Origin of the sequence: Actinomadura rubrisoli (genome assembly GCF_004349215.1) — a bacterium.
Lineage (GTDB): Bacteria > Actinomycetota > Actinomycetes > Streptosporangiales > Streptosporangiaceae > Spirillospora > Spirillospora rubrisoli.
Map to the genome: position 1 here is coordinate 1 of NZ_SMKU01000132.1, position 23,974 is coordinate 23,974.

15 protein-coding genes and 1 pseudogene are annotated in these 23,974 nt (G+C 73.1%); 5 read left to right on the forward strand and 11 right to left on the reverse strand.

The genetic code is table 11. The annotated features are described in order from the left end of the window. From E1298_RS23550 to glf, 10 genes are all read right to left on the reverse strand, one after another. A partial coding sequence (locus tag E1298_RS23550; protein WP_131896784.1) for a hypothetical protein occupies positions 1 to 1,889 on the reverse strand: 1,889 nt, incomplete at its 3' end. A 274-nt stretch (positions 1,890 to 2,163) separates the two neighbouring features. Next, the gene (locus E1298_RS23555) at positions 2,164 to 4,869 is read right to left on the reverse strand and encodes an RICIN domain-containing protein (protein WP_131896762.1); all 2,706 of its coding nucleotides are present in this window, start codon (positions 4,867 to 4,869) and stop codon (positions 2,164 to 2,166) included. A gap of 179 nt (positions 4,870 to 5,048) precedes the next feature. Continuing rightward, positions 5,049 to 5,939, reverse strand: coding sequence for a class I SAM-dependent methyltransferase (locus tag E1298_RS23560; RefSeq protein ID WP_131896764.1), 891 nt, complete (start codon positions 5,937 to 5,939; stop codon positions 5,049 to 5,051). Between the two features lie 68 nt (positions 5,940 to 6,007). Beyond that, positions 6,008 to 7,600, reverse strand: a complete 1,593-nt coding sequence (locus E1298_RS23565) for a DUF2142 domain-containing protein (protein ID WP_131896766.1) — start codon at positions 7,598 to 7,600, stop codon at positions 6,008 to 6,010. Further along, complete coding sequence (locus E1298_RS23570; RefSeq protein ID WP_207944796.1) at positions 7,597 to 8,742, reverse strand: class I SAM-dependent methyltransferase; 1,146 nt, start codon at positions 8,740 to 8,742, stop codon at positions 7,597 to 7,599. Before E1298_RS23570 ends, E1298_RS23565 begins: the two co-directional genes overlap by 4 nt. Continuing rightward, positions 8,739 to 11,402 (reverse strand): HAD family hydrolase, encoded by a 2,664-nt coding sequence (locus E1298_RS23575; protein ID WP_131896768.1) that lies wholly within the window; start codon positions 11,400 to 11,402, stop codon positions 8,739 to 8,741. Before E1298_RS23575 ends, E1298_RS23570 begins: the two co-directional genes overlap by 4 nt. Positions 11,403 to 11,475: 73 nt before the next feature. Continuing rightward, a complete protein-coding gene (locus E1298_RS23580; protein WP_207944797.1) occupies positions 11,476 to 12,252 on the reverse strand; it encodes an ABC transporter ATP-binding protein in 777 nt (258 codons plus the stop codon). Between the two features lie 3 nt (positions 12,253 to 12,255). Next, on the reverse strand, positions 12,256 to 13,125 hold the full coding sequence (locus tag E1298_RS23585) for an ABC transporter permease (protein ID WP_131896770.1): 870 nt from the start codon (positions 13,123 to 13,125) through the stop codon (positions 12,256 to 12,258). Then, positions 13,122 to 15,236: a glycosyltransferase gene (locus E1298_RS23590; RefSeq protein ID WP_243725755.1), complete on the reverse strand. Its 2,115-nt coding sequence runs from the start codon at positions 15,234 to 15,236 to the stop codon at positions 13,122 to 13,124. Before E1298_RS23590 ends, E1298_RS23585 begins: the two co-directional genes overlap by 4 nt. Further along, complete coding sequence (gene glf / locus E1298_RS23595) at positions 15,233 to 16,402, reverse strand: UDP-galactopyranose mutase (RefSeq protein WP_131896772.1); 1,170 nt, start codon at positions 16,400 to 16,402, stop codon at positions 15,233 to 15,235. The genes E1298_RS23590 and glf overlap by 4 nt, the downstream gene beginning before the upstream one ends. 184 nt (positions 16,403 to 16,586) lie before the next feature. Between glf and E1298_RS23600 the strand changes: the two genes are divergently transcribed. From E1298_RS23600 to E1298_RS23610, 3 genes are read left to right on the forward strand one after another with little or no spacing between them, the layout of a single operon-like run. Then, positions 16,587 to 17,900: a hypothetical protein gene (locus tag E1298_RS23600; RefSeq protein ID WP_131896774.1), complete on the forward strand. Its 1,314-nt coding sequence runs from the start codon at positions 16,587 to 16,589 to the stop codon at positions 17,898 to 17,900. 8 nt (positions 17,901 to 17,908) lie between these two features. Further along, entirely contained in the window at positions 17,909 to 19,141 is a 1,233-nt protein-coding gene (locus E1298_RS23605; RefSeq protein WP_131896776.1) for a hypothetical protein, read from the forward strand. Continuing rightward, positions 19,138 to 20,094 (forward strand): glycosyltransferase, encoded by a 957-nt coding sequence (locus E1298_RS23610; RefSeq protein ID WP_131896778.1) that lies wholly within the window; start codon positions 19,138 to 19,140, stop codon positions 20,092 to 20,094. The genes E1298_RS23605 and E1298_RS23610 overlap by 4 nt, the downstream gene beginning before the upstream one ends. A 9-nt stretch (positions 20,095 to 20,103) precedes the next feature. On the opposite strand, the gene E1298_RS23615 is transcribed toward E1298_RS23610, so the two are convergent. Further along, positions 20,104 to 21,564: a family 43 glycosylhydrolase gene (locus E1298_RS23615; protein ID WP_165975622.1), complete on the reverse strand. Its 1,461-nt coding sequence runs from the start codon at positions 21,562 to 21,564 to the stop codon at positions 20,104 to 20,106. A gap of 170 nt (positions 21,565 to 21,734) precedes the next feature. Between E1298_RS23615 and E1298_RS23620 the strand changes: the two genes are divergently transcribed. Together E1298_RS23620 and E1298_RS49620 are read left to right on the forward strand one after the other, a co-directional pair. Further along, entirely contained in the window at positions 21,735 to 23,213 is a 1,479-nt protein-coding gene (locus tag E1298_RS23620) for a sulfatase family protein (protein ID WP_165975623.1), read from the forward strand. A gap of 308 nt (positions 23,214 to 23,521) precedes the next feature. Continuing rightward, positions 23,522 to 23,974: pseudogene (locus tag E1298_RS49620) on the forward strand (hypothetical protein); the annotation flags it as partial.

Genomic DNA, 23,974 nt, shown 5'->3' on the forward strand with positions numbered 1-23,974 from the left:
GCGCCGGGGAGAGCGGTGTCCGCGGCGGCCTTCAGCATTTCCTGTTCGCGCAGGTACTCCTCGAACTCCATCGAGTGGGCGGTCGGCAGGGTGATGATGCCGGGGTTGGCGTCGACCAGGAGGATGCGGCGGCCGGTGGCGCCGGCGTGGGTGAAGACCATGGCGGTGGGCGGTAGCTCCTGGAGCTGCGGGGGCTCGACCAGCAGTTCGCGGAAGCGCTGCTTCTCGGCCTGGCGGCGGACGGCGACCGTGCGTCCCCAGGCGGTGGCGGAGCTGATGCCCTGGACGAGGGCCGCATCGTCGGCGGCGGGGGCGGGCAGCGGCGACCAGGCGGGGTCGGTGAGGCCGTCGCCGCGCAGGCGGGCGTAGGCGACGGTGCTGGCGTAGCTCTCGCCCGCGAAGTCGAAGAGGGTCTCGCCCGCCGAGTCGGTGATCTCGGCGACGAGGAGGGGCTGGGCGGTGCCGATGTGCTCGGCGGCGATGCGGGCGTCCTCGGGGTTGCCCAGGCGCATGAAGCCGACGGCGGCGTGGCCGCGGCGGCCGAGGCGCTCGCGGACGTGCGGCGGGATCGACCGGTACATCAGGACCAGGCCGGTGCCGGTGGCCTCGCAGGCGTCGATCAGACGGTCCAGGACGTCCCCGCGGAGCTTCTCGGCGCCGCAGAGGAAGAGCGTGTGGTCCCAGCGGCCGCCGGGCGGGGACTCGCGGATGCGGTGGGTCAGCGCCGTCGTGACGTAGGTGCCGAGGACCCGGTTGGTGAGGACGCCGGCGCGGCGGTCCATCGAGACGACGTGGAGGCGGGACGGCGGGAGCCGCACGGGCTCGGTGGCGAGCTTCTCCAGCTTGCGGAGCTGGGCCTCCAGGGCCCAGGCGCGGCGGATCACGATGCGGTCGGTGGCGTCGCGGCCGAACAGCGTGGCGATCCGTTCGAGCTGGGCGTCGGTGAGCAGGCCCTTGCGGAGGTCGTCGCGGGGGTCGCCGACCTGGGCGAGGACGCGCAGCGCGGCGGTGATCCGCGGGATCGTCGCGTCCGTCCCGAGGACCTCGATGAGGCGTTCCAGGATCGAGTTGTCGAACGACAGGTCGCGGGTGCCGGTCTGCTCCTCGCCGGCGCCGACGACGAGCGACAGCACGTCGGCGAGGGCCTCGGGGTTCAGGCCGCGGGTGACGTCCAGGCGGGGCAGGTCGGCGGGCAGGACCCAGACGAGGGGGTCGTCGCCGCGGTCGGCGGCGAGCCGCAGCAGGTCGTGCGCGACGGCGCCCTCGGACAGGTCGATGACGGTGAGGCGGGCGCCCACGGCGAGGCGGGCCGCGCCCATGGTGGTGACGGCGGCCGACCATCCGGCGAGGGTCCCGCCGACGACGTCCACCCGGTCGACCCCGGGCGGGACGGCGACGGGGTACCACTCGCGCTGGCTCTCGTAGGCGTGGTGGCGCCGCTCCCATTCGCTCCTGGCCTCGTCGTAGGCCCGCTCGGCCGCGGCGCGCTCCCTGGCCCGCGCGGCCCGCTCGCGCTCGCCGCGCTCGTGTTCCAGCGCGAGGCGTTCGCGGACGCCGCGCTCGTCGCGCCACAGGGCGCCGCCGGTGATGCCCAGGATGATCGCGCAGGCGAGCAGGGCGACGCCGGCGAACGCCCACGGCAGGACGCCCGCCACGCCGCAGGCGAGGAAGAGCAGGACGCCGCCGACCGTGCCGCCCGCGGCGATCCGCATCGGGCGCCCGGCCATGTGCTCGGCGGGCCGCCGGACGGGCGGCCGCGCCGGGGCCGGGGCGGCCTGCTCCGGCAGGCCGGGGGGCGGGCCCGGGTCCGGGTGCACCTGCGCGTAGCGCCAGCCCACGTAGACGCGGTCGGCTTGTGTGAGCCGCGTCATCGCGGACCCGCTCGCCATATCCGTCACGTCGAGAGACCCCTGGGTGTCGCGGGATGAAAGGGAACGCCTGGGGGTTGTCTGGGGGGTTGTCGGGTTGGTTTCTTACACCACACAGGGTAAAGAGCTTGCCGGGCTCCCGCGCCTCGTTCAACGGAACACAGGCACTGAAGAGCGACGTGGATCGCCAATTCGGTCACCAGGGCGACCTGCGGGAAAGATCGGGCGGCACACCCGGGGGACCATGGCCGGATCCGGTCATAATTCCGGGCTATCCCCCCGGCCGATTCCCGGTTCAGCGGACTTCGGCGCGCCAGATCTGCGACGCCCGCCCGTCGCACGCGGACTGCTGGATCTTCGCGCCGTCGGCTCCGGAGTCGCCCGCCGGCGCCAGGCAGAGCCCGCTCGGCCCCGAGGCGAGCGTGTAGTGGCCGCGCCCGGTGCTGGAGACGCGCCACGTCTGCGAGCCGCTGCCCGAGCAGGGGCTCTGCTGGACGGCGGCGCCGGGCTCGGCCGAGCCGCCGACCAGGTCCAGGCACTTGCCGCTCCGCTGGTTGACCACGGTGAACCGGCCGCTGGAGGCGGTCGTGAACTTCCAGTTCTGGCGGGGGAGGTCGTTGCACGCCCACTGCTGCATATCGGCCGCCAGCGGGTCCGAACCCGCTCCGGCGTCCACGCACTTGGCGGTGGCGAGGTCGCGGAGGCGGTAGGCCTTGGCGGGGTCCACCCCGGTGGAGTCGCCCGTCCCGCGTGCCGGCGCGGTCCCGAAGACGGCGGTGCAGCGCCCGGTCTGCGGGTCGCCGATCCGCTTGGTGGCGATTTCGAGGAGCTGCGTCCCGTCCGCCGAGGGGAGGAGGGACGAGCTGTAGTTGGTGCAGACCACCTCCTCGCCGCCTGGGGTGGTCGAGGAGAACGGCGCCTTCACGGGCGCGTCGATCGGGAACCAGTTGCCCGTCCCGTTGGCGGCGTTGGCGTAGACGGTCTTGCCACTGGCATCCAGCAGGATCTTGCCGGACGGGTCCTTCACCAGCCCGCCGACCAGGAGGACGCGCCCGTCCGTGCCAGGGCCCGGCGCCCAGGCGATCGTCGGGGCGTGGAAGAACGAGTTGCCGTCCAGGTCCTTGGGCACCGGACCCGCCTGCGCGGCCGCGCCCCAGTCCCGCCCATCGGACGACGTCCGGACGTGCACCTCGCACGCCCGGCTCTGGGCGCTCCCGCACAGCTCGTAGGCCATCAGGTAGCGGCCGTCGGGGAGCCTGCGCACGCCGGGCATGCCGGGGCGGTGGTTCACGCCGAGGTCCACCACCGGGCGCCGGGCGCCCCAGGTCGCCCCGCCATCGGACGACGTCACGGCGGAGATGACCTGCGTGCTCTTCTCGGCGGACTGCGGGTAGCGCGTCTCGTCCGAGAAATAGCAGGTCAGGTCGCCTTGGGAGTCGACCGACAGCTCCGGCTCCCACAGGCCCTCCGATGGACGGAGCGTGCCCGCGGCCGTCGCGCAGCTCGACAGGTAGGACCACGTCCGGCCGTGGTCGAGGCTCTTCCACACCCGGATCGCGGGCTGGCGCGCCGGGGCGTTCGCCATGCCCACGGTCGTGGCCCACAGCAGCGTGCCGGCGGGGTTCTGGCCGCGCGCGGACGGCAACTCGAACAGGGACCCGCAGCAGGCCCCGCGCCCCGACCCGGCCTGTGGGTCGCGGACCTCTCCGATGGGCTGGAAGGTCTTCCCGTCATCGGCGCTCTCGTAGAACCGGGCCATGTCGGTGAGGCCGCCGGTGGAGCTGGTGTTCAGGCTCGCGATGACCCGGCCGTTGGCGTCTCCCGAGTGCGCCAGCCGGATCGCACGCGGATACATCGCGAGCCCTGGCGTGACGTCGATGGAGTCGACCTCGGCGTAGCAGGTCGCCCCGGACAGCCGGACGGCGTTGGCGCCCGCCTTCAACCACACGTCCGCCGGCACGATCCCCCATTGGTCCCACCCGTGGCTCGGGTAGGCCAGCTCTCCAGCGTCGCCGCCGTTGACCGCGAGCCGGTGCGTGCAGGTGGCGCCCGTCCCGTTGCCCGCCCTGACGTACAGGCGGTAGGGCCCTGCGGTGGCGGCGTCCACCCTCAGCTGGACGAAGCTGCCGGGGCCGTCGATGTGACCGACCTTCCGCTGCCCGGACGCGTTCACCGTGTCGATGGCGAACGCGCCGCCGAACGTGCTGGTGGCCGCCTCGGCCTCCCAGCGCCCCATCGGCGACGACGTCAGCGCGCCGTACCAGCGGGCGGCCATCTTGGAGTACCCGCCGGTGCTGGGGTGCAGCTTGTCGGTGATGTCCGCCGGCGGGACGGCGGAGTTCATGTCGACCAGGTGGACCTTCTTGCCCGCGGCGGCCCTCGCCTGGACGATCCCGGGGATCCGCGCGTTGTAGGCGTTGCCGAGCGCGTTGGCCGCCGGCTCGGTGAACGGGACGATCTTCGCGACGTACAGGTGCGCGGCGGGCGCCGCCTGGACGATGTAGTCGATCAGCTTGGCGAGCCGGTCCGCCAGGCTCGCCGCGTTCGTCCCGAGGGCGCACCTCTGGGCGATGTCGTTGGTCCCGATGTGCAGCAGCACCGCGTCGGGCCGCGCGCTCGCGAGCCACGCCGTCACGTTGCCGCCGCTCATCGCGCCGCAGGCGGCCTTCTCGCCGCCCGCGATCTGGTCGACACGCCAGCCGCCGTGCCCCTCGTGGTCGCGGTCCCCCAGCCTGGACGGGCCGGACGACCGCGCGCCGACCAGGTCGACCGCCCGCCCGTCCGCCTTGAACAGCTGCCAGAGGTCGGTGCGGTATCCGCCGTCCGCCCCGAGCGTGGACGCGTCGTACCCCTCGGTGATCGAGTCCCCGAGCGGCATCACCCGCAGCGGCGCCGTCTCGTCCGCGACGGAGGCCGGTGCCCCGCCGACGATCTGCAGGAGACCTGCCAGCACGACGAGCACCGCGAAGGCGGCGCTCCGTCCACCCGAGTCGATCCGCACCCGCGCACCCCCGCCCTCACAGGCCGGCCGCCTCCACCTCCGGACGGCCGTGCTCCCGACGTTGTCTCACGCCCGGTCACCGAAGATCAACAAGCGCGGGGCGGGGAAGGCCGAACCGGCCGGTTCCGGCCGCGGCCGTGGGACACGCGTCAGCCCGCCGGGCGTCAGCCTGTCGCGCGTCAGCGGGCCGGGTCCGCCTTGATCGGCAGGAAGGACTCCAGCTCCATTGTGGGATGCGGGTACTTCCAGTCCGCGCCGTCGAGGACCACGTACATGCCTTCGGGCTGCCCGGCCAGGAAGTAGTTCCCGTCCCACTGGTTGGGGCTCGTCACCGGAGCGTCCGGAGGGAAGTTGGCGCCCAGCGGCTCGTACTTCACGCCGATGCCGAACACGGCGTAGACGGCGGCGTCCACGAAGTTGAGGTAGGCGATGTCACCGCGCAGGTGGGTCTCCTGGATCGCGACGCTGTGCACGCGGTCCCGGGCGAAGAACAGGGAGCTCAGGTCCCTGACGACCTGATCGAAGTTGTGCGCGCCGTCGTGATGGACCAGCGCGCGCGTCTGCGGCTCGGCGCTGAGCACGTTGCCCACGTAGGTCGGCAGGTCGCCATGGAACATGCGCACCCGCGACATGGCGCGCGGGAAGAGGCGCCGCAGCCGCTCGTAAGTGAACTGAAGATAGGCGTCGTTGACGTCGATGAGGTCGAGTTCCAGCCCCATCGGCTCGACGCACCCGGCGAGAATGGCGGACGAGCCGCCCATGAAGACGCCGACGTCGACGAGCCTGGTCAGCTCCGCGTGGCTGTGCTCGACCCGGCCGAACAGGTCGAAATAGCTGTAGGCGCTGCACTGGTCCTCGTAGGCGAGGTCCACCCGCTCGATGCGGGCGGCCGTGCGGTCGAAGATGGTGTTCCGTCCGGCGAAGGTCTTCAGATCGGCGTGGTGCCCGCTGAGGATGGGAATGTTCAGGGCCTCGTGCGGGCTCTCGGCGTCCGTCAGGGCGGGGTCTGGCTCAAGGAAGGTGCCCCACGTGGCCTGGTGCATGGCCACGGTCGCCACGTAGTCGGTCATTCCAGATCCCTCTCGTCAAGATGCCGTGTCACTGGGCACTGGGGCGCTTGGTCGCGGGCCGGGCACGGTCAAGGCGGGGCGGGCGCCGCGGCCGGGGCCTCGCGCTCGGGCAGGGCCGGCGCGTCCCGCGTCCCGGGGATCCGGACGGCGGCCAGCCAGGTCACCGCGCCGAGCGCGGCCAGCCCGGCCGCCGCCGTCCCGAGCGCCGTGGCAGGCCCGAGGGACGGCAGCCATTCGCCGGTCAGCGGGTTCACGGCCGGGACGTCGGCGTAGAGGCCGTGCTGGTACCTGATCATCGTGTACGCCAGCGCGACCAGTTGGGCGGGCAGCGTGACCGCGGCGAGCCAGCCGGTGGCCGAGCGCGTGAACGCCGGGGGGAGCAGGCCGCTGTCGTCGACGATGTACGCGGCGAGGAGCGCGGCGCCGACCGCGGTGGGCAGGATGTAGCGCCCCTGCGCCATCATCCCGTTCGCCTCGGCGCCCACGACGTCCATCTCCAGCGGCAGCGCGAAGGCCGCCGCCAGGACCAGCGCCAGCCGGCACCGGTCGAGGCGGCTTCCGGCGGCCAGCGCGGTGAGGACGAGGAAGCCGGTCGCGGCGAACCAGACCGCGTAGTAGGCGTCGGGCATCTCGACGTCGACCCAGCCGAAGATGCCGACCATCGACTTCAGGTAGAACGACGTCCGCTCGACGGTCACCAGCCGCAGGGCGTCGGCGGCGCCGAGACCGGCGCCGCCAGGGACCGGGACGAGCTCGGTGGCCTTCATGGCGATCGTCCAGACCGCCGAGACCAGGCACGCCAGGACGGCGACGATCCCCAGGAGCCACGCGCCCCGGTCGCGCACCAGCGCGGCGAAGCGGGCGCGCCCGGCGGTGCCGACGAGGATCACCAGGGCGACGGCGACGCTCATGGGGCCGTCCGGCCGGGTGCACGCGACCGTCGCGGCGGAGACGCCCGCGAGGATGAGCAGCCGCCGGTCGGGCGGGCCTTTGTCGAGGACGAGCGGGATCAGCGCCGTCCACATCGCGATCGCCGCCGCGACCTCCAGGCCGTTCGCGTTGATCACACCGGCGAGGTGCAGCACCATGGGGGTCGCGGCGAGCAGCAGCCCGGCGAGCAGGAACGGCCGCCGCGACCAGGCCAGGACGCTGTGCACGGCGGCGGCCAGGAAGGCGGCCGCGAACGCGGCGCTGATCAGCCGGGCGAGCAGCAGGCCGGTCTCGCCGGGCCACCATTTGAGCGGCCAGCCGACCAGCGCGTAGTACGTGGGCGGGTAGCGCCCGGCGCCCGCGGTGAATCCCTCCACGGACGTGTGCGGCGGCGGCCCCGGCCGCTTCTTGACGCAGGCCGCCGACTGCCGGGGATTGAACGCGAAGCACGGCGGCGACAACCGGAGGGCGCCGGACGGGACGGTCTGGTGGGATCCGGCCAGCGGCCTGGGGAATCCGGGGATGGTGACGTAGTCCGGCGGCGCGGCATAGTCCCCGCCGACCACGCCCGCCGCGCGGGTGATGTGCGACTGCTCGTCCGGCCCGCCGTCCCATGGGAGGGCAATCGCCCAGCCCCCGGCGACCGCGAAGAAGCCGAGGAAGGCGAGCAGCGTGATCAGCCGGAGGCGCCTCGGAGGGAGGACAGGCGGGCTCGGCGATGCGGACGTCATCGCGCCGGCCCCGACGATTTCCGGATACGGGCGGACAGCGCCCGGCCCAGGTGCGACACCGCCGCGCCGAGTTCCTCGTCCTTGACCGGCGGGACGACCGGCCGGGCCGTCTCGTCGCGCAGCCCTTGGAGCTGATGGCGGCCTTTCACGATCTCGGCCTTGGCGCGGGCGAGCTCGGCCCGCAGGCCCTCGATCTCCCGCTGCTGGGATCCGATGGTCTCGGCCATCTCCGTCGCGTCGGCGGTGCGGGCCTCCGCCTCGTACTGCAACTGCAGGATGCGCGTGTAGAGCGCGATCCGGTTGTTCTCCAGGGTCGCGAGCAGGTGCGAGGACGTGAGGGGGCGCAGGGCGTCGAAGATCTCACCGGCGGCCGGGGCGGCCTCGCGGATCAGCACGCCGAACCCGAAGACGGCCGGGACGATCTCGAAGCGCCACCCGTCCGCCTCGGCCAGCGCGTCCTCGACGGCGGTGAGGACGCCGTTGCGCTCGCCGCCCGCGTGCCGCGCCGCGCTGAACGCGTCGTGGCCGACGAACCCGGCCGGGGTGACCTCGTCGTGCCAGACCGTCGGACCGTCGTCGGTGGACGGGTGGACGTCGCCGGGCGGCAGCGGGGACGGCCGGTAATAGAAGTCGCGCCGCCCGCAGGGCCACAGGACGTCGTGGAGGACGACCACGGCGTCGGGCGCGTTCTTCATGATCCAGGCGAGCTCCGCGCGGACGACGGCGTAGTTGTGGTCGCCGTCCAGGACGTAGAGGTCGGCGGCGGGCAGCTCGTCCAGGACCGCCGGGGACAGGCCCTCCACGAGGTTCAGCCTGGGGTCGGCGGCGAGGAAGGCGCGCAGGTCGTCGGCGGGGCTGGGCTCGACGCAGTGCACGGTGGCGCCGAGGTCGGCGTACACCGAGCTGACCTGGCCGAACTCCACGCCGACCTCGACCACCGCGGCGATCTCGCGGCGGCGGAAGATCTCCGCGAACAGCTCGCGGAACACCGACATCGAGTGCACCAGCAGCGGCAGCTCGCGGGCCGCGCGGGCCTGGGCGTGCGGATCCTCGCGCGAGCCGCTCACCGCGGCCCCGGCCCCGGCCCCGGCCTCACGGCGCGCCTGCTCACGCTGCGCCTGCTCACGGCGTGCGGGGCTCACGGCGTCTCACCGAGCTTCCTCCTGGCCGCGCGTCCGGCACCGGCCGCCACGCCCTTGACGCCCGCCGCCCGGTACTCCTCGCGGAGCCGGTCGGTGATCCGCGCGGCGCGGGCGGCGCGCGCGGCCCTCCTGTCCACCGGCATCCGCGGCGCCATCCCGGTCATCGACTGCGGCAGCATCGCGAACGCGACGGTGACCTGCCCGGACGACACCGCCCGCGCCCCGGCGCGGCGGGCCAGCGGCAGCCACACCGCCGCGTAGGGGGTGTCGAACTCCATCAGGTTGCCGCCGAGGTAGCGGCAGTCCGCGTAGTGGAGGCCGACGAAGTCCTCCGGCTTGTCCCAGCGCAGCACCTGCTCGCGGCGGCGGCCTCCGGCGATGACCGTGGCCTCGATCCAGTCCACCCGGACGATCGCCGGGCGCCCCGGGATCGCCAGCGAGATGTCGACGGTGTCGTGGTGCTCGAAGCGGAACCGGGCGAACGACAGCCCGTTGTGGTTGATCCGGACCCTGCGGCGGATGGGCTCGTGCCACCGGTCGTCCGCCGTCCGGTAGCGCAGCCTCGTCTCGAACTTCTCCCCCGCCGGGTCGAAGGCGGCCGGGTCGATCGCGCCGTCGGCGACGGCCCTGGCCATGGCCCCGAGCCCGGTGTCGGAGGCGGAGATCAGCCCCGGCCAGAACGAGTCGCGCATGTGCAGGTCGCCGAGGTCGCCGGGCGACAGGTAGGGGATGGCGGGCTTGAGGTCGGCGGGTAGCAGGGTGGTGACGAGGGTCGAGCCGAAGTTGTCCTCGTGCACCCAGTTGCCGAAGACGGCGGCCTCGTCGGCGGTCGGCGACTCCAGCGCCGCCACGAGGATCCGGGCCAGGCGGTCGCGGGCGGCCCGCGATTCGGCGAGGTCCGGCCAGGTGCCGTCGGAGGCGGCCACGTACCGGTTCCAGACGCGCTGGAAGGCGCGCACGCCGTCCTGCACCGTCCTGCGCTCGGCGTTCTGGGACGGCGAGTCGACGGTCTCGCCGAGGATCGGGGCGCCGTCCCCGCCGAAGCCGATCAGCGTCCCGCACAGCGCGTTGACGCACTGCTCGACGATCTCCGGGCTGCGCGTGATGGTCGCGGCGACATGGGCGGGATGGCCCGCCTGCGCCAGGTAGCCCTCGGCGCGCAGCCCGGCCAAATACACCCGCTCGGCCCGGTCGTCGGTGGCCAGGTAGAGCCCGGACGGGGCGACGCCGATCCCCGCGATCTCCAGCACCGCGGCGAGCTGCCGCTGGATCGTCCCGCCCCAGCCGAGGTCGACCAGGGTCAGCTCGCCGCCGCCGAGCGCGCCCGCGTCGCGCAGCGACCGGATCAGCCGCTCGCGCGCCGCCGTGGCCGTCACCGCGAGGCGGTTGCGCAGGTGGGGCGTCTCGGTGAGCGCCCGGGCGACGCGTTCGGCGATGTCGCCGTTGTCGATGACGGTGTCCAGCTCGGTCGCGAGGCCGGGCACGTCGCCGGGCTTCAGCTCCAGGACGGACAGGGCCTGCCGGACGGTCAGCTGGTAGCCGGTGCGGATGAACGCCTGCACCGCGTCCTGGTCGAACGGGTCGAGCCCGGCCACGGAGGTCACGAACCGCGACAGCCAGATCGGCTCGGCCCGCACGTCCCGGCCGCGCGCCCGCGCCGCGTTGTTGATCAGCTCGGACAGCAGCTCGCCCTCGCGCATCGGGCACCACAGCGTCCTGGTGCCGGTCGCGTGCGCCCGCTCCACCGCCCACTCGGCGAACCCGGTCAGCACCGGGCCGAGCACGGCGGACCCGTACCGCCAGGCGATCTCCAGCGCCGAGGTCGCGTACGGGACGCCGGAGCGGGCGGCCTTGGCGCGCAGGCTGGTGAGGCCGAGGTCGCCGTGCAGGTCGTCCAGGTCGGGGGCGGGGTCGCCGAACAGGTGGACGGGCTCGCGCTCGCGCTCCAGCACCTCCAGGTAGGCGTCGTCGAGCCTGCGGTAGTGGACGGTGCGCACGCCCAGCCCGGCCGGGACCTCGTCGTCGGCGACCGCGTGGTCGCCGATGTGGACGATCTGCTCGGGGCTGCGGCCGAGGTCGCGCAGCACGATGTCCCACAGGCCGGTGGCCTTGGCGGTGCCGTGCTGGTGGGACCGGAAGATCCGGACGTCCCGGAGCGAGCCCAGCTCCGGACGGTCCAGCAGGTGGAGCAGCTGGTCCTCGGTGAAGTAGGTGTCGGAGACGAGGACGACGTCGATGTCCTGCTTGCGGGCGGCCTGGACGACCTCCGCCACGTCCAGGTCCACGACGGTGAGCTCGCGTTCGAGCGTGACCTCGGCGCCGACGAGCTGCTCAAGGGGGGCCGAGCCGAAGATCCCGGACGGCATGGCCCGCCAGATGTCGAACAGGGAGACCTCGGTGCCCAGGGTGTCCCGGCCCCCGCGGGCCTTCTTCTCGGCGGCGATCCGCAGCCGCCGGAAGGTCGCGTCGGTCACCCACCCGGGGCAGAGCCCGGCGGTGCGCAACCGGCCGCCGAGGAGGGCGAACACGTCCGTGGGACGGGGCACGCGGCGCCACAGCACGGTGTCGAAGACGTCCAGGGAGAGGACGGTGCACGCCCGATCGGCGATCAAGCGGTGGACGTTGTCGAGCAGCGGGCTCGTCGCTTCCTGCCTGGTCAACGCCGCACCTCTCCCCTGGACTCGGGCAGGCGGCCCGCCCGCCGCGGCTCGGGACACCCTATCCAAGCGAAAGTCACAGGATTGCCCCTGTTTCTCCCACCGCATGAGGGGCGGCGCGGCGGGCCGCGCGGTCCTCCCGGACGAGCCGTCCGGCCTCCGCCGTGGGCCCGTCGAAGACGACCCGGCCCTGCCGCATCGTGACGCCCCGGTCGCAGAGCCCGACGAGCATCTGGATGTCGTGCGCCACGACGACCATGGTGCGGCCCTCGCCCCGCAGCTCGCGGATGCGGGCCAGGCACTTGTCCCGGAACGGCGGGTCGCCGACCGCCAGCACCTCGTCGATCAGGAACACGTCCGGCTCGGTGTGCGCGGCGATCGAGAACGCCAGCCGCATGAACATCCCGGACGAGTAGAACTTCACCTGGTCGTCCAGGAAGCGCTCGACGCCGGAGAAGTCGACGATCGCGTCGAACTTGCGCGCGATCTCGGCCCGGGACATGCCGAGGATCGCCCCGTTGAGATGGACGTTCTCCCGTCCGGTCAGCTCGGGGTGCAGCCCGGCGCCCACGTCGATCAGCCCGGCGACGCGGCCCCGGACCAGCACCGACCCCGCGTCCGGCCGCATGACCCCGGAGATGAGTTTGAGCAGCGTGCTCTTGCCGGAGCCGTTGAGTCCCATCAGCGCCACCGTCTCGCCCTGGTCGACGGTGAGGCTCACCTCGTCCAGCGCCTTGAACCGGTCCGAGAGACGCTGCCCGCGCAGGGCCCGCACGCTCATCTCCTTGATGGAGCGCGCGTGCCGCAGCGTGAAGCTCTTGGTGACGGAGTCGATCACGATGGAGGGGGGCAACGGCTACAGCTCCTGGGCGAAGCGCTTCTGCATGCGGGCGAACACCGCATGCCCGGCGAGGAACACCAGCAGGCTCACCGCCAGGGAGGTGGCGGCGTGCGCGTACAGGTGCGGCGGGAAGGCGTAGTCCCCGCCGGTTCCGGAGAGCCAGAAGGCCCGCTGGAACAGGGAGACCGCGCTGACGAGCGGATTGGCCAGGTACACGTCCAGCACCCACCCGGGCGCGTGCGCCCGCACATGCGCCCACGGGTAGATCATCGGGACCGACCAGGTGATGACGATCATCGAGATGTCCACGACCTGCTCCAGGTCGCGGAAGAACACGTTGACGGCCGCGAACAGCAGCCCGAGCCCGAGGCCGAGGACCACGACGATGGCGAACCCGAGCACGGCCGCCGCGAGCCCCGCCGGGGAGGGCCGCCAGCCCGCGACGGCGGAGCCGGCCAGCAGGATCATGAAGCCGGGCACGAAGTGGACGAGCGAGACCAGCGCCGAGGCCGTCGGGAACAGCTCGCGGGGCAGGAACACCTTGCGGATCAGCGGGGCGTTGCCGGTCACCGAGCGGGTCGACGCGTGCAGCGTCTCGGTGAACAGGTTGATCAGGACCATCCCCGCGAACAGGTAGATCGGGAAGTCCTCGATCTGGCGGTCCATCCCGAGGAAGATCCCGATCACGTAGAAGTAGACGGAGAAGTGCACCGCGGGCCGCACGTAGGACCAGCCGAGCCCCAACAGCGAGCCCTTGTAGCGGGCCCTCAGCTCCCGGCGCACCAGGAGCCGCAGCAGGTACCTGTTCCGGAAGGTCTGCCGGAGCCCGCCGTCGCCCCCCGGCGGCCGGAGCCGGTCGTCCGCGCGAATCGGGGCGGCCGTCATCGCCGCTCCGGATCAGCCGGTCCCGCCGGACCCGCCGGGCCAGCCGGGTTCGCCGGGTTCGCCGGGTTCGCCGGGCCGGCCGCGCCGAAGGTGGCGCGCCACGCCTCCGGCGAGGCCAGCTCGTCCATCGCCGCCCGGTAGCGCCTGGACAGCTCGGGCCACTCCCGGCTGAGCCGGGCGTGCAGCACCGACGTCCGCCGCAGGATCTTCCTGAAGCGCTCCGGGTCGCGCTGGTACCAGGCGACCTTCGTGCCGTCGGCCGAGGAGACCAGCGCGCTGTCGAGCTGCGACAGCAGGCCCCAGTGCCGGTCGATGTGCGGCACGACGGCCTGCGGGTTGGCGCGGGCGCCCGGGTCGACGGGACGCAGCTGCTTGACCGTCCCGAGCATCGCGCTCGCCAGCACGTTCACCGTGCCGCGCGGCGGCTTGAACCCGCGGCCCCGCTTCGGCGGCTTGTCGCGGCGCACCTGCGGGAACTGCTCGTGGCTGGAGCGGTTCCGCGCGTCGGGGAAGGCCGCCCGGAACGCCATGATCTCGGGAAGCTTCGCGGCGATCCCGGCGTGCATGTGCTCCGGCCCGGTCAGCACGTCCTCGATCGCCGAGAGCATCAGCTCGGCGGCGGAGTACTGCATGGCCAGCGCGTGCTTCACCGAGATGATGAAGCTCTCCTTGACGAGGTTGCCGCCCCGCTCGTACGGCGAGTGCATCAGCGCGGTGACGAGCCGGTTGCGCTCGTGGAAGTACGCCTGCCAGTCGATGCCGTCGTCCTTGTCCTGCCACGGGACGTGCCAGGCGGCCATGCCGGGCAGCGAGACGGTCGGGAAGCCCGCCGCCCCGGCGCGGACGCAGTACTCCGCGTCGTCCCACTTGATGAACATCGGCAGGGACAGGCCGACCTTGCGCATGACGTCGGCGGGGATCAGGCACATCCACCAGCCGTTGTAGTCGACGTCGACCCGCCGGTGCAGCCACTTGGTCTTGCGCAGGCTTCCCGAGCTGGTCTTGGCGCGCAGGCCGGGGCTCAGCGCCGGGTCCGGCGGCTGCGCGAAGTCGTGCTCGCGCCTGGTGTTCGCGGCGGCCTCCCACCACCAGCGGTACCGCTGGATGGTCTCGCCGTAGGCGTGCAGCTGCGAGCGGACGAAGAGGTTGAACATGTGGCCGCCCACGATGGTCGGCGTCCGCGCGAAGTCCCCGAAGGCGACCGCGCGCAGCACCCCCTCGGTCTCGGTGACCACGTCGTCGTCCAGCAGCAGGACGTAGTCGCTGGTCCCGGCCTTGAGCGTCTCGTCCATCGCCCTGGCGAAGCCCCCGGAGCCGCCCAGGTTGGCCTGCTCGATCACCCGCAGCCGGGAGCCGAGCGCCTCGGCCGCGCGCGCGAAGCCCCCGTCGTCGCGGACGCGCCGGGTCCCCTGGTCGACGACGATGATCTCGTCCACCACGTCCAGGACCTCGGGCGCCCGGCCGAGCGCGGCGAGCTGGTCGACGCAGAAGCCCGGCCGGTCGAACGTCGTGATGCCGAGGCTGACCCGGCCCTGCCGGACGTGCCCGGCCTCGGCGCACCAGTCCGCCCGCTCCAGCACGGCGTCGCGCTCCCCGGCCAGGACGTCCATCCAGTACCAGCCGCCGTCGATGAACGGACCGAGGGTCAGCCGGAACGTCTCCTCGCAGGAGGTTTCGCAGTCGACTCGGACGGACGCGACGCGCTGAGCGTGCCCCTTCGCGCTGGACCGGTAGACGATCACGTGGGCCTCGCCGCGCACGCGGACCCGCAGGACCACCTCCTCCACCGTCGTCCAGCGCCGCCAGTAGCTGGCCGGGAAGGCGTTGAAATAGGTGGCGAAGGAGACGCGCCCGCCGACCGGCACCACCACGCTGCGCCGTCCGATGTCGTCGGCGGCCCCGGCGACGGCCTCCGCCTCGACGGCGGTCTCGGCGGCGAACGCCTCCGCGCCCCGTGCGATCTCGCCCTCGACGTACAACTTGAGGACGTCGAGATCGCGATCGACGGGCATCACCACGCGCTGGAGAACACGCAGGCCGCGCGGCGCGTCCGGTGCTTGCTGGGACCGCTGCGCGCCGTCCTGCCCGGCCGCCTGTGCGTCGTCGGTCACTCGTCAACACCTCCGGTGATGAGACGCGCGCCCTTCTGGAAATGGGGGCGCAGCCTGTTGTCGACCATGCTGAGCGCACTGGCGATCGCCATGTGCATGTCGAGGTACCTGTAGGTGCCGAGCCGGCCGCCGAACAGCACGCCGTCCTCGCCCCTGGCCAGGTCGCGGTAGGCGAGCAGGCGGGCGCGGTCAGCGGCGGTGTTGACCGGGTAGTACGGCTCGTCGCCGCGCGTGGCGGCCCGCGAGTACTCCCGCATGATCACCGTCCGGTCGGCGGGGTAGCGGTCGCGCTCGGGGTGGAAGTGCCGGAACTCGTGGATCCGCGTGTACGGGACGTCCTCGTCGGCGTAGTTCATCACCGGGGTGCCCTGGAAGTCGCCGGTCGGCACGACCTCCGTCTCGAAGTCCAGGGTCCGCCAGCCCAGGTCGCCCTCGGCGTGGCCGAAGTAGCGGTCCAGGGCCCCGGTGTAGACGACGGGCACGTTGCCGACGGCGTCGTCGCGCAGGTCGAGGAAGTCGGTGTTCAGCCGCACCTCGATGCCCGGATGGTCGGCCATCCGCTCCAGCCAGGCGGTGTAACCGTCGACCGGGAGCCCCTCGTAGGTGTCGTTGAAGTACCGGTTGTCGAAGGTGTAGCGCACCGGCAGCCGCGTGATGATCTCGGCGGGCAGGTCCTTGGGGTCGGTCCGCCACTGCTTGGCGGTGTAGCCGCGGATGAACGCCTCGTACAGCGGGCGCCCGATCAGCGAGATCGCCTTCTCCTCCAGGTTGGACGGGTCCGCGACCTCGGCGGCCTGCCCGGCGACCAGCGCCCGCGCCTCGTCGGGGGTGAAGGCGCGGCCGAAGTACTCGCAGATGGTGCCGAGGTTGATCGGCATCGAGTAGACCCGTCCCTTGAAGGTGGAGTACACGCGGTGCCGGTAGCCGGTGAAGGCGGTGAACCGGTTGGCGTACTCCCACACCCGCTCGTTGGACGTGTGGAACAGGTGCGCCCCGTAGCGGTGGACCTCGATGCCGGTCTCCGGCTCGGCCTCGCTGTAGGCGTTCCCGCCGATGTGGTCGCGGCGGTCGACCACGAGCACGCGGAGGCCGAGTTCGGCGGCGCACCGTTCGGCGACCGTGAGCCCGAAGAACCCGGAACCGGCCACCACGAGATCAACGTTCACTGGAGGGCGTCCATCCCCTGTATGGAGGCTGTGCGGAAGAGCTGTGTTGAAGAGCTGGGCGGGTGCCGTGGCGGGAGAGCGGCGGGACCGGCCGGGCGAACACCCGCTGACCGGTCTATTGGTGCGGAATGGGGCTAAGATACCCGGCGATCGATCGGTACCGGCGCACGTCTCAAGGATCGCGGTGGCCCCACCTCCTTCCGGCGACGCGGCACGCCCCGCGCGCACCGCGGTCTACCTGCACGTCGGGGCCGCCAAGAGCGGCACGACCTATCTCCAGCAGGTGCTGTGGCACAACCGGGACCTTCTCCGCGACCACGGCGTCCTGTTTCCGGGCAGGGATTCCGCCTCCCATGTCCGGGCCGCGTTCGACCTGCGCCGGACGTTCTTCCACGGGGCCTCCGACCCGGCGACCCGGGGGGCGTGGCGGGAGTTGGTGGACGAGGCGCGCGGCTGGCCGGGCACCGTGGTCATCTCCCAGGAGCTCTTCGCGCCCGCGCTGGTCCCGGACGTCGAGCGGGCCATGGCCGACCTCGGCTTCGCCGACGTGCACGTGGTCTTCACCGCCCGCGACCTCGCCCGGCAGATCCCGGCGCACTGGCAGGAGGACGTCAAGAACCGGTTCACCACCTCGTTCACCGAGTTCGTGACGGACCTGCGGCGCCGGGACTGGCACAGCTTCGCCAACGCCGCGCTGTTCTGGGGGCTCCAGGACCCGGTCGGGGTGCTCGCGCGCTGGGGCGCGGGCCTGCCGCCGGAGCGGGTCCACGTGGTCACGCTCCCGAGGCCCGGCGCGCCCCAGGACCTGCTGTGGCGGCGCTTCTGCGCGGCCGTCGGCCTCGTCCCGGAGGTGTGCGACCTGTCCGGCTCGTTCGCCAACCCCTCGCTCGGCCTGGCCGAGACGCAGTACCTGCTGCGGATCAACCGGGCCCTCGATGAGCGGGTCGGCTGGCCCGTCTACAACGATGAGGTCAAGCACTTCCTCGCCCAGGAGACCCTGGCCGCGCGCCCGGCGCCGACGCGGCTCGGGCTGCCGTCCGAGCACGTCCCCTGGGCGACCGAGCGGGCCGTGGAGACGGTCGAGGACCTGCGCGCGGCCCGCTACGACGTGGTCGGCGACCTCTACGACCTGATCCCCACGTCCCCGTCCGTCCTGCCGCCCGGGACGGATCCGGACGAGCCGTCCTGGGCGGAGCTGGCCGACGTGGGCACCGACGCGGTCGCGGCCCTGCTGGGGCGGATGGCGGAGAAGGAGCGGGACGGCGCGGAGACCCCCGGTTCGGAGGTACCGTTCCGCGACCGGTTCGACCTGCTGCGGGCAGGCTTCGGGGACCTGCTCCGGCTCACCGACCGGCTCGTCCGCGACGCCACTCCCCTCGCGCACCGGGCCGCGCGGAACGTCAGCGAGCGCTACCCGGCGGTCCGGCAGCTGCGCGGCGCCTACCGCAGGCTCCAGGGCAGGACGGGCCGATCCGACGCCGAGACGAACACGAGGTGAACGCTCATATGGGCGAGCGTCCAACCGGCAAGAAGACCGTTTATCTGCACGTCGGGGCGCCCACCGCCGGGGCGGACTTCCTCCAGGGCGCGCTGTGGGCGAACCGGCGCCGCCTCGGCGACGCGGGCGTCTGCTACCCGGTCGCCGGGCCGCTGGAGCACTTCGGCGCGGTCATGGACCTGCGCGAGATGAGCTGGGGCGGACGCCGCGACCCGGCCTGGGACGGCGCCTGGGACGACGTGGTCCGGCGCGTCCGCGACTGGGACGGCCCCACGGCGGTCTTCTCCCACGGGCTGCTGGGCGGCGCGACGCGGGAGCAGGTCGCGCGGGCCGTGGCGGACCTGGAGCCCGCCGAGGTCCATGTGGTGTTCGCCACCCGCGACCTGGGCTGGCAGCTGATCTTGGACTGGCAGGAGCAGATCAGGCACGCTCACACGATCACGTTCGAGCGCTTCGTGGACGACCTGGTGGCGCTGGGCATCGACGCCCCGGAGCCGTACGGGGAGATGTTCTGGGGGCTGCACGACCCGGTGCGGGTGCTGGGGGGCTGGGAGTCGGCCGTCCCGAAGGAGCGCGTCCACGTGCTCACCGTGCCGCCGCCGGACGCGGGTCCGGGGCCGCTGTGGGCCCGCTTCTGCGCCCTGACGGGCATCGACCCCGGGCCGGTCGACGTCGAGGGGATCCCGGCGGACGAGCCGCTCTCGGCGATCGAGGCCGAGCTGCTCCGCCGCCTGAACGTGAAGATCGGCCCGTCGCTGGGCGTCGACTACGAGGGCATCGTCCGGGACCACCTCGTCGGCCACGGGCTGGCCGAGGGCACCCGGCTGGCCGAGGGCACCCGCCTCGCCGAAGCCCGGGGGCCCGGCGGCACGGCGATGGGCCTGCCCGCGCGGCACGCGGCCTGGGCGGCCGAGCGGACCCGGGAGTTCGCGGCCTCGCTCCGCGCGTCCGGCTACCGCGTGTCGGGCGACCTGGACGAGCTGATCTCCGGGCGGCACCCGGGCCCGGCCCTGCTGCCCGGCGACGTGCCCGAGGAGCTGATCGCGACCGCGTCCGTCGGCGTCGTCGCGCACCTGCTGAAGGAGCTGGCCGCCGCGCACGAGCGCATCGGGCTGGCCCACCTGCACGGCGAGCTGGCCGGGGTGCGGCAGAACCTGGAACGGCTGCTGGAGACGGCCGCGTCCCCGTCCCCCGCGTTGCAGCGGGCGGCCCGCCGCGCCACCGGCAGGCGCGGCCCGTGAGCCCGGTCCCCGGCGGGCCCGTTGCCGCGGTGGTCGTCACCTTCAACCGGCGCGACCTCCTGGACGAGGCCCTGACCGCGCTCCACGGCCAGACGCGCGTCCCGGACCGGATCATCGTGGTGGACAACGCGTCCGCGGACGGCACCCCCGCGATGGTCCGCGACCGCTTCCCGGACGTCGACCTGCTGGAGCTGCCCTGCAACGTCGGCGGGGCGGGCGGGTTCAGCGCCGGGACGGCCCGCGCGCTCGCCGGGGACGCGGGCCTCGTCTGGCTGCTGGACGACGACACCGTGCCCGGGCCCGGGGCCCTCCAGGCGCTCCTGGACGCCCGGACCCGCGCCGCCGGGCACGACGGGCCGCCGACGCTGATCGCCAGCCGGGTCGTGTGGACCGACGGCCGCGACCATCCGATGAACACGCCGCGCGCCAAACCCCGCGTCCCGGCCGCCGAGGCGGAGACCGCCCGCGCGGCGGGCTGCGTGCCCATCCGCTCCGCGTCCTTCGTATCCGTGCTGGTGGACGCGGGCGCGATCCGGGAGCGCGGCCTGCCCATCGCCGACTACTTCCTGTGGAACGACGACTTCGAGTTCACGACCCGGCTGCTGCGCGGCCGCCGCGGGCTGCTCTGCCCGGACAGCGTCGTCGTCCACAAGACCGGGACGTTCGGCGGCGCGGACGCCGATCCCGGCGACCGCTTCTTCTACGAGGTGCGCAACAAGATCTGGCTCTTCACCGGCAGCCGGGGGCTCGCGCCGCCGGAGCGCGTCCTGTACGCGGGGTCGACGATCAGGCGCTGGTCGCGCACGTTCGCCCGGTCCTCGGACCGGACGGTGCTCCGCCGCGCCCTCCTGCGCGGGATGAAGGACGGGCTCTTCTCCCGCCCGCGCCCGACCGCCGCCCTCCTGCGCGACGTCGGTGTGGAGGTCCCTCCCCACGCCGGTGACGCCCGCTGACCGCCGGCCCTACCGCAGCTCGACGTAGTCGATCTGGCCCCGGCCCTCCAGCCTGCGCAGGCCGAGGGTGTTCCATCCGGCGCTCAGCCTGACCTGGGCCGTGGTGGACGTCCAGTCGGCGCCGCCCGTCGCGCGCAGCCGCACCCGCGCCGCCGCGGCCCCGTTCGCCGAGAGCTCCAGATGGGACTCGGCGCCCGACCGGTTCGCGTACTGGGTCCGGACCGAGTAGTGCCCGGCGGCGGGCGCGAACACGCTGATCTCGACGCGGCAGCCGTCGCGGTCGAACGGCCCGACGGCCTTGGCGCCCGAGGCCATGGGCCGCTTGAGCTCGGACGCGCAGCCGTTCAGCCGTCCCCGCTCGGCCTCGTAGCGGACGGGGACGCCCCGCACCGCCGGCCGGGCGCCGTCCCAGCCCAGCGGCGTGACGTACATCCCCCGGTTCACCGCCGAGCCGCCCCCGTACTTGAGGATGCCGTGGAAGAGCAGGTAGTCCCCGGTGTCGTCGCTGAGGACGTCCGCGCTGCCCGGCCCGTCGACCGTCCGTCCGTACCCCTCGGTGGACTGGAGGGGGCGGGCGTTCCGCTCGTAGGGGCCCTCGATCGAGGACGCGACGGCGTAGCGGGTCTGGTAGTTCGACTGGAAGTACCGACCGGCCGAGTAGAGCAGCACGTACTTGCCGCCCCGCCGAACGAGGTCGGGCGCCTCCACCAGGACCGGCTCATCCCCGCCACGGCTGAGGATCTTCTTCGGGGCGCCCGCCAGGCCGAGCCCGTCGGGCGTCAGCCGGACCAGGTAGATCGCCGCCGTCTTCCTGGCGTCGCTCTTGTAGAGCAGGTACCGGGTGCCGTCCGCCTCGATGTAGGAGGCCGGGTCGATGGCGCCGCCGAGGTCCAGCGGGCACACCAGCGGCTCGCCCTCGGCGGGGACGAACGGACCGGCGGGCGAGGTCGCCGTCGCGGTCCCGATGCACTGGACGTCGCGGTCCTTGCGGCGCGCGGAGAAGTAGAGGAGGTACGGCCCGGACCCGCCCCTCGGCGGGACGACCTCGGGCGCCCACGTCCACCCCGGGGCGGCCCACTCGGGCAGGCGCGCCAGGCCGTCGCCGGGCGCCTGGGTCCACGGCCCGGTCGGCGAGGGGGCGGTGGCGACGGGCATCGTCGCGTTCGCGTTGTTGGTGCCGTACGCGAAGTACGTGCCCGCCACCTTGATCGCGGCGGGGTCGGCGAACGATGCGCCGAGGACGGGCTTGACGGGCGAGTAGCCCGGCGGATCGATCGGTTCGGGGGAACCGGCGGGGCTCGGCAACGGCGCGACGGGGGCGGGCGACGGACGGGCCTGCGGCGCGCCCGCACCGGGAACGCACGATCCGGCCACCCAAACGACCAGGGCGACCAGGGCGCTGATCGCGCCACCGGCGATCAGCGGCGTCATCGGCCCGCGCACGCGCGGACCCCCGGCCCACCTGTTCATCTCCCGCATGATGCCACCACGGCGGACGGCGGCGAACCGTCGCCCGATGCGCGAATCACCCTCCGGATCGTTACGCTGCTGGTCGGTCCTGATCATGCCGGACGACATCGAAGGAGAGGCGGACGTTGATCCGACACCGGCGCCGAGCGGCCTCTCTCCTCCCCCGGCCCGTGAGCGCGGCGGCGGCCGTCCTGTGCCTGATCGCCGCGCTGGGCGGATGCAGCGGCGGAAAGCGTTCCGGCGGCGCCTCCCCCACCGCGAACGCCGAGAAGAAGCCGAACATCGTCTTCGTCCTGACCGACGACCTGTCCTGGAACCTGGTGGCGCACATGCCCCAGGTACGGCAGATGCAGCAGGGCGGGCTCACCTTCGACAACTTCTTCGTGGCCGACTCGCTGTGCTGCACATCACGGGCCACCATCTTCACCGGCCGCTACCCGCACAACACCGGAGTGCGCACGAACTTCCCGCCGGACGGCGGCTACGGAGTGTTCAAGGCGCGCGGCGGCGAGCAGACCGCGTTCGCCCCCGAACTCCAGAAGGCCGGTTACAGCACGGCCCTCTTCGGCAAGTACCTGAACGGCTACCAGCCCGGCGACACCCAGGGCGGCTCGAAGCCGTACGTCCCGCCCGGCTGGAACGAGTGGTACGTCACGGGCAACGGCTACCCCGAGTACGACTACAACCTGAACGAGAACGGCCGCCTGGTGCGGTACGGGCACGCGCCGCAGGACTACCTCACCGACGTGCTGTCCACCAAGGCCACCGGCTTCGTCCAGCGCGCGGCCGCGTCCCGCCAGCCGTTCTACATGCAGGTCGCCACGTTCGCGCCGCACGGCCCGTTCGTCCCGGCGCCGAGGCACGCCGCCGCGTTCGGCACCCTCCGGGCGCCCCGCACGCCGTCGTTCAACGAGACGGACGTCCGCGACAAGCCGTCCTGGCTGCGTCCCCACCCCCGGCTCCGCACGCCCGGCCTCCGCGCGATCGACCGGGGCTTCCGCGACCGCGTGCGGATGGTCCAGGCGGTGGACGAGATGATCGCCAAGCTGCGGCAGACGCTGGCCGCCCAGAACCTGGACCGCGACACCTACCTGGTGTTCGGCTCCGACAACGGCTTCCACATGGGCGAGCACCGGCTGGCGGGCGGCAAGATGACCGCGTTCGACACCGACATCCGGGTGCCGGTGGTCGTCACCGGCCCCGGCATCCGGCCCGGCCGCCGGACGAGCGCGCTCACCCAGAACACCGACCTGGCCCCGACCTTCCTCGACCTCGCCGGCGCGCCCGTCCCGCCCGCCGCCGACGGCCGCTCCCTCGTCCCGTTCCTGCGCGATACCGAGCCCCCGGACTGGCGGGACGTCGCGCTCGTCGAACACGTCAAGCCCCTGCCGTCGCCCGAGGACCCCGACCGGCAGGACTCCGCGCCCGGCGCGCCGCCGACCTACAACGCACTGCGCCTGCGCGACGGCCTCTACGTCGAGTATCAGAGTGGCGAACGCGAGTACTACGACCTCGTCCACGACCCCGACCAGCTCGTCAACCAGGCCGCGCGCCTGACACCCGACCGTCAGAGGCAGCTGTCGGCCCTGCTCTACGCGTTGACGCACTGCGCGGGTGCCACCTGCACGTCCGCGAGCCGCACACGCTAGAAGACCGCCGGACGTCCCGCTGGAGACGCGGCCGATCGAGCGGTACGGGTCGCTATCATCGCTGGCGACGCATTGACCCTTGGATGTCATGGCTTGACGACTATCGGGAGACGGGCGTGACCCCACCGAGGACTCCGGACACTCCGGACGACGAGACCGGCCGAGACACGACTCCGGCCGAGCCCTCGGACGGGTTCACGGCCCCGCCTCCGCCCCAGTGGCTGAACGGCGGCCCGCAGGCCGTAGGCGCCGATCTCCTGCCCGAGCCTCCCCCATCCCCGCCGTCCGAGGACGAATCCGGCCCCGGGATGGACGAGACGATCAGCGACCTCAGCGGCGCCATGCAAACCCAGGTGTTCCCGCAGGGCCAAAAGCCCCCGGCAACCCCAGAGCCGCCCCCCGAAGAGGACGCACCCGCCACACAATTCGACCTACCCACGCAAACCGACACACCCACGCAGACCAACACCCCCACACAAAGCGACGCGCCCGCACAAAGCGATGCGTCCACGCAGAGCAATGCGCCCGCACGAAGCGATGCACCCACGCAGACAGACGTGCGCGCGCAGAGCAACGTCCCCGCACGAAGCGATGGGCCAACGCAGAGCAATGTGCCCGCGCGGGACGATGTGCCCGCGCCGCCGCCGTTCCCCTACGTGCAAGAGACTCCGGACGCGACTCGGGTGGAGACGCCCGCACAGCCGCCCACCATGCCCCCGGCGCCCCCAGAGCCGACTCCTGAAGAGGACCCACAACAACTC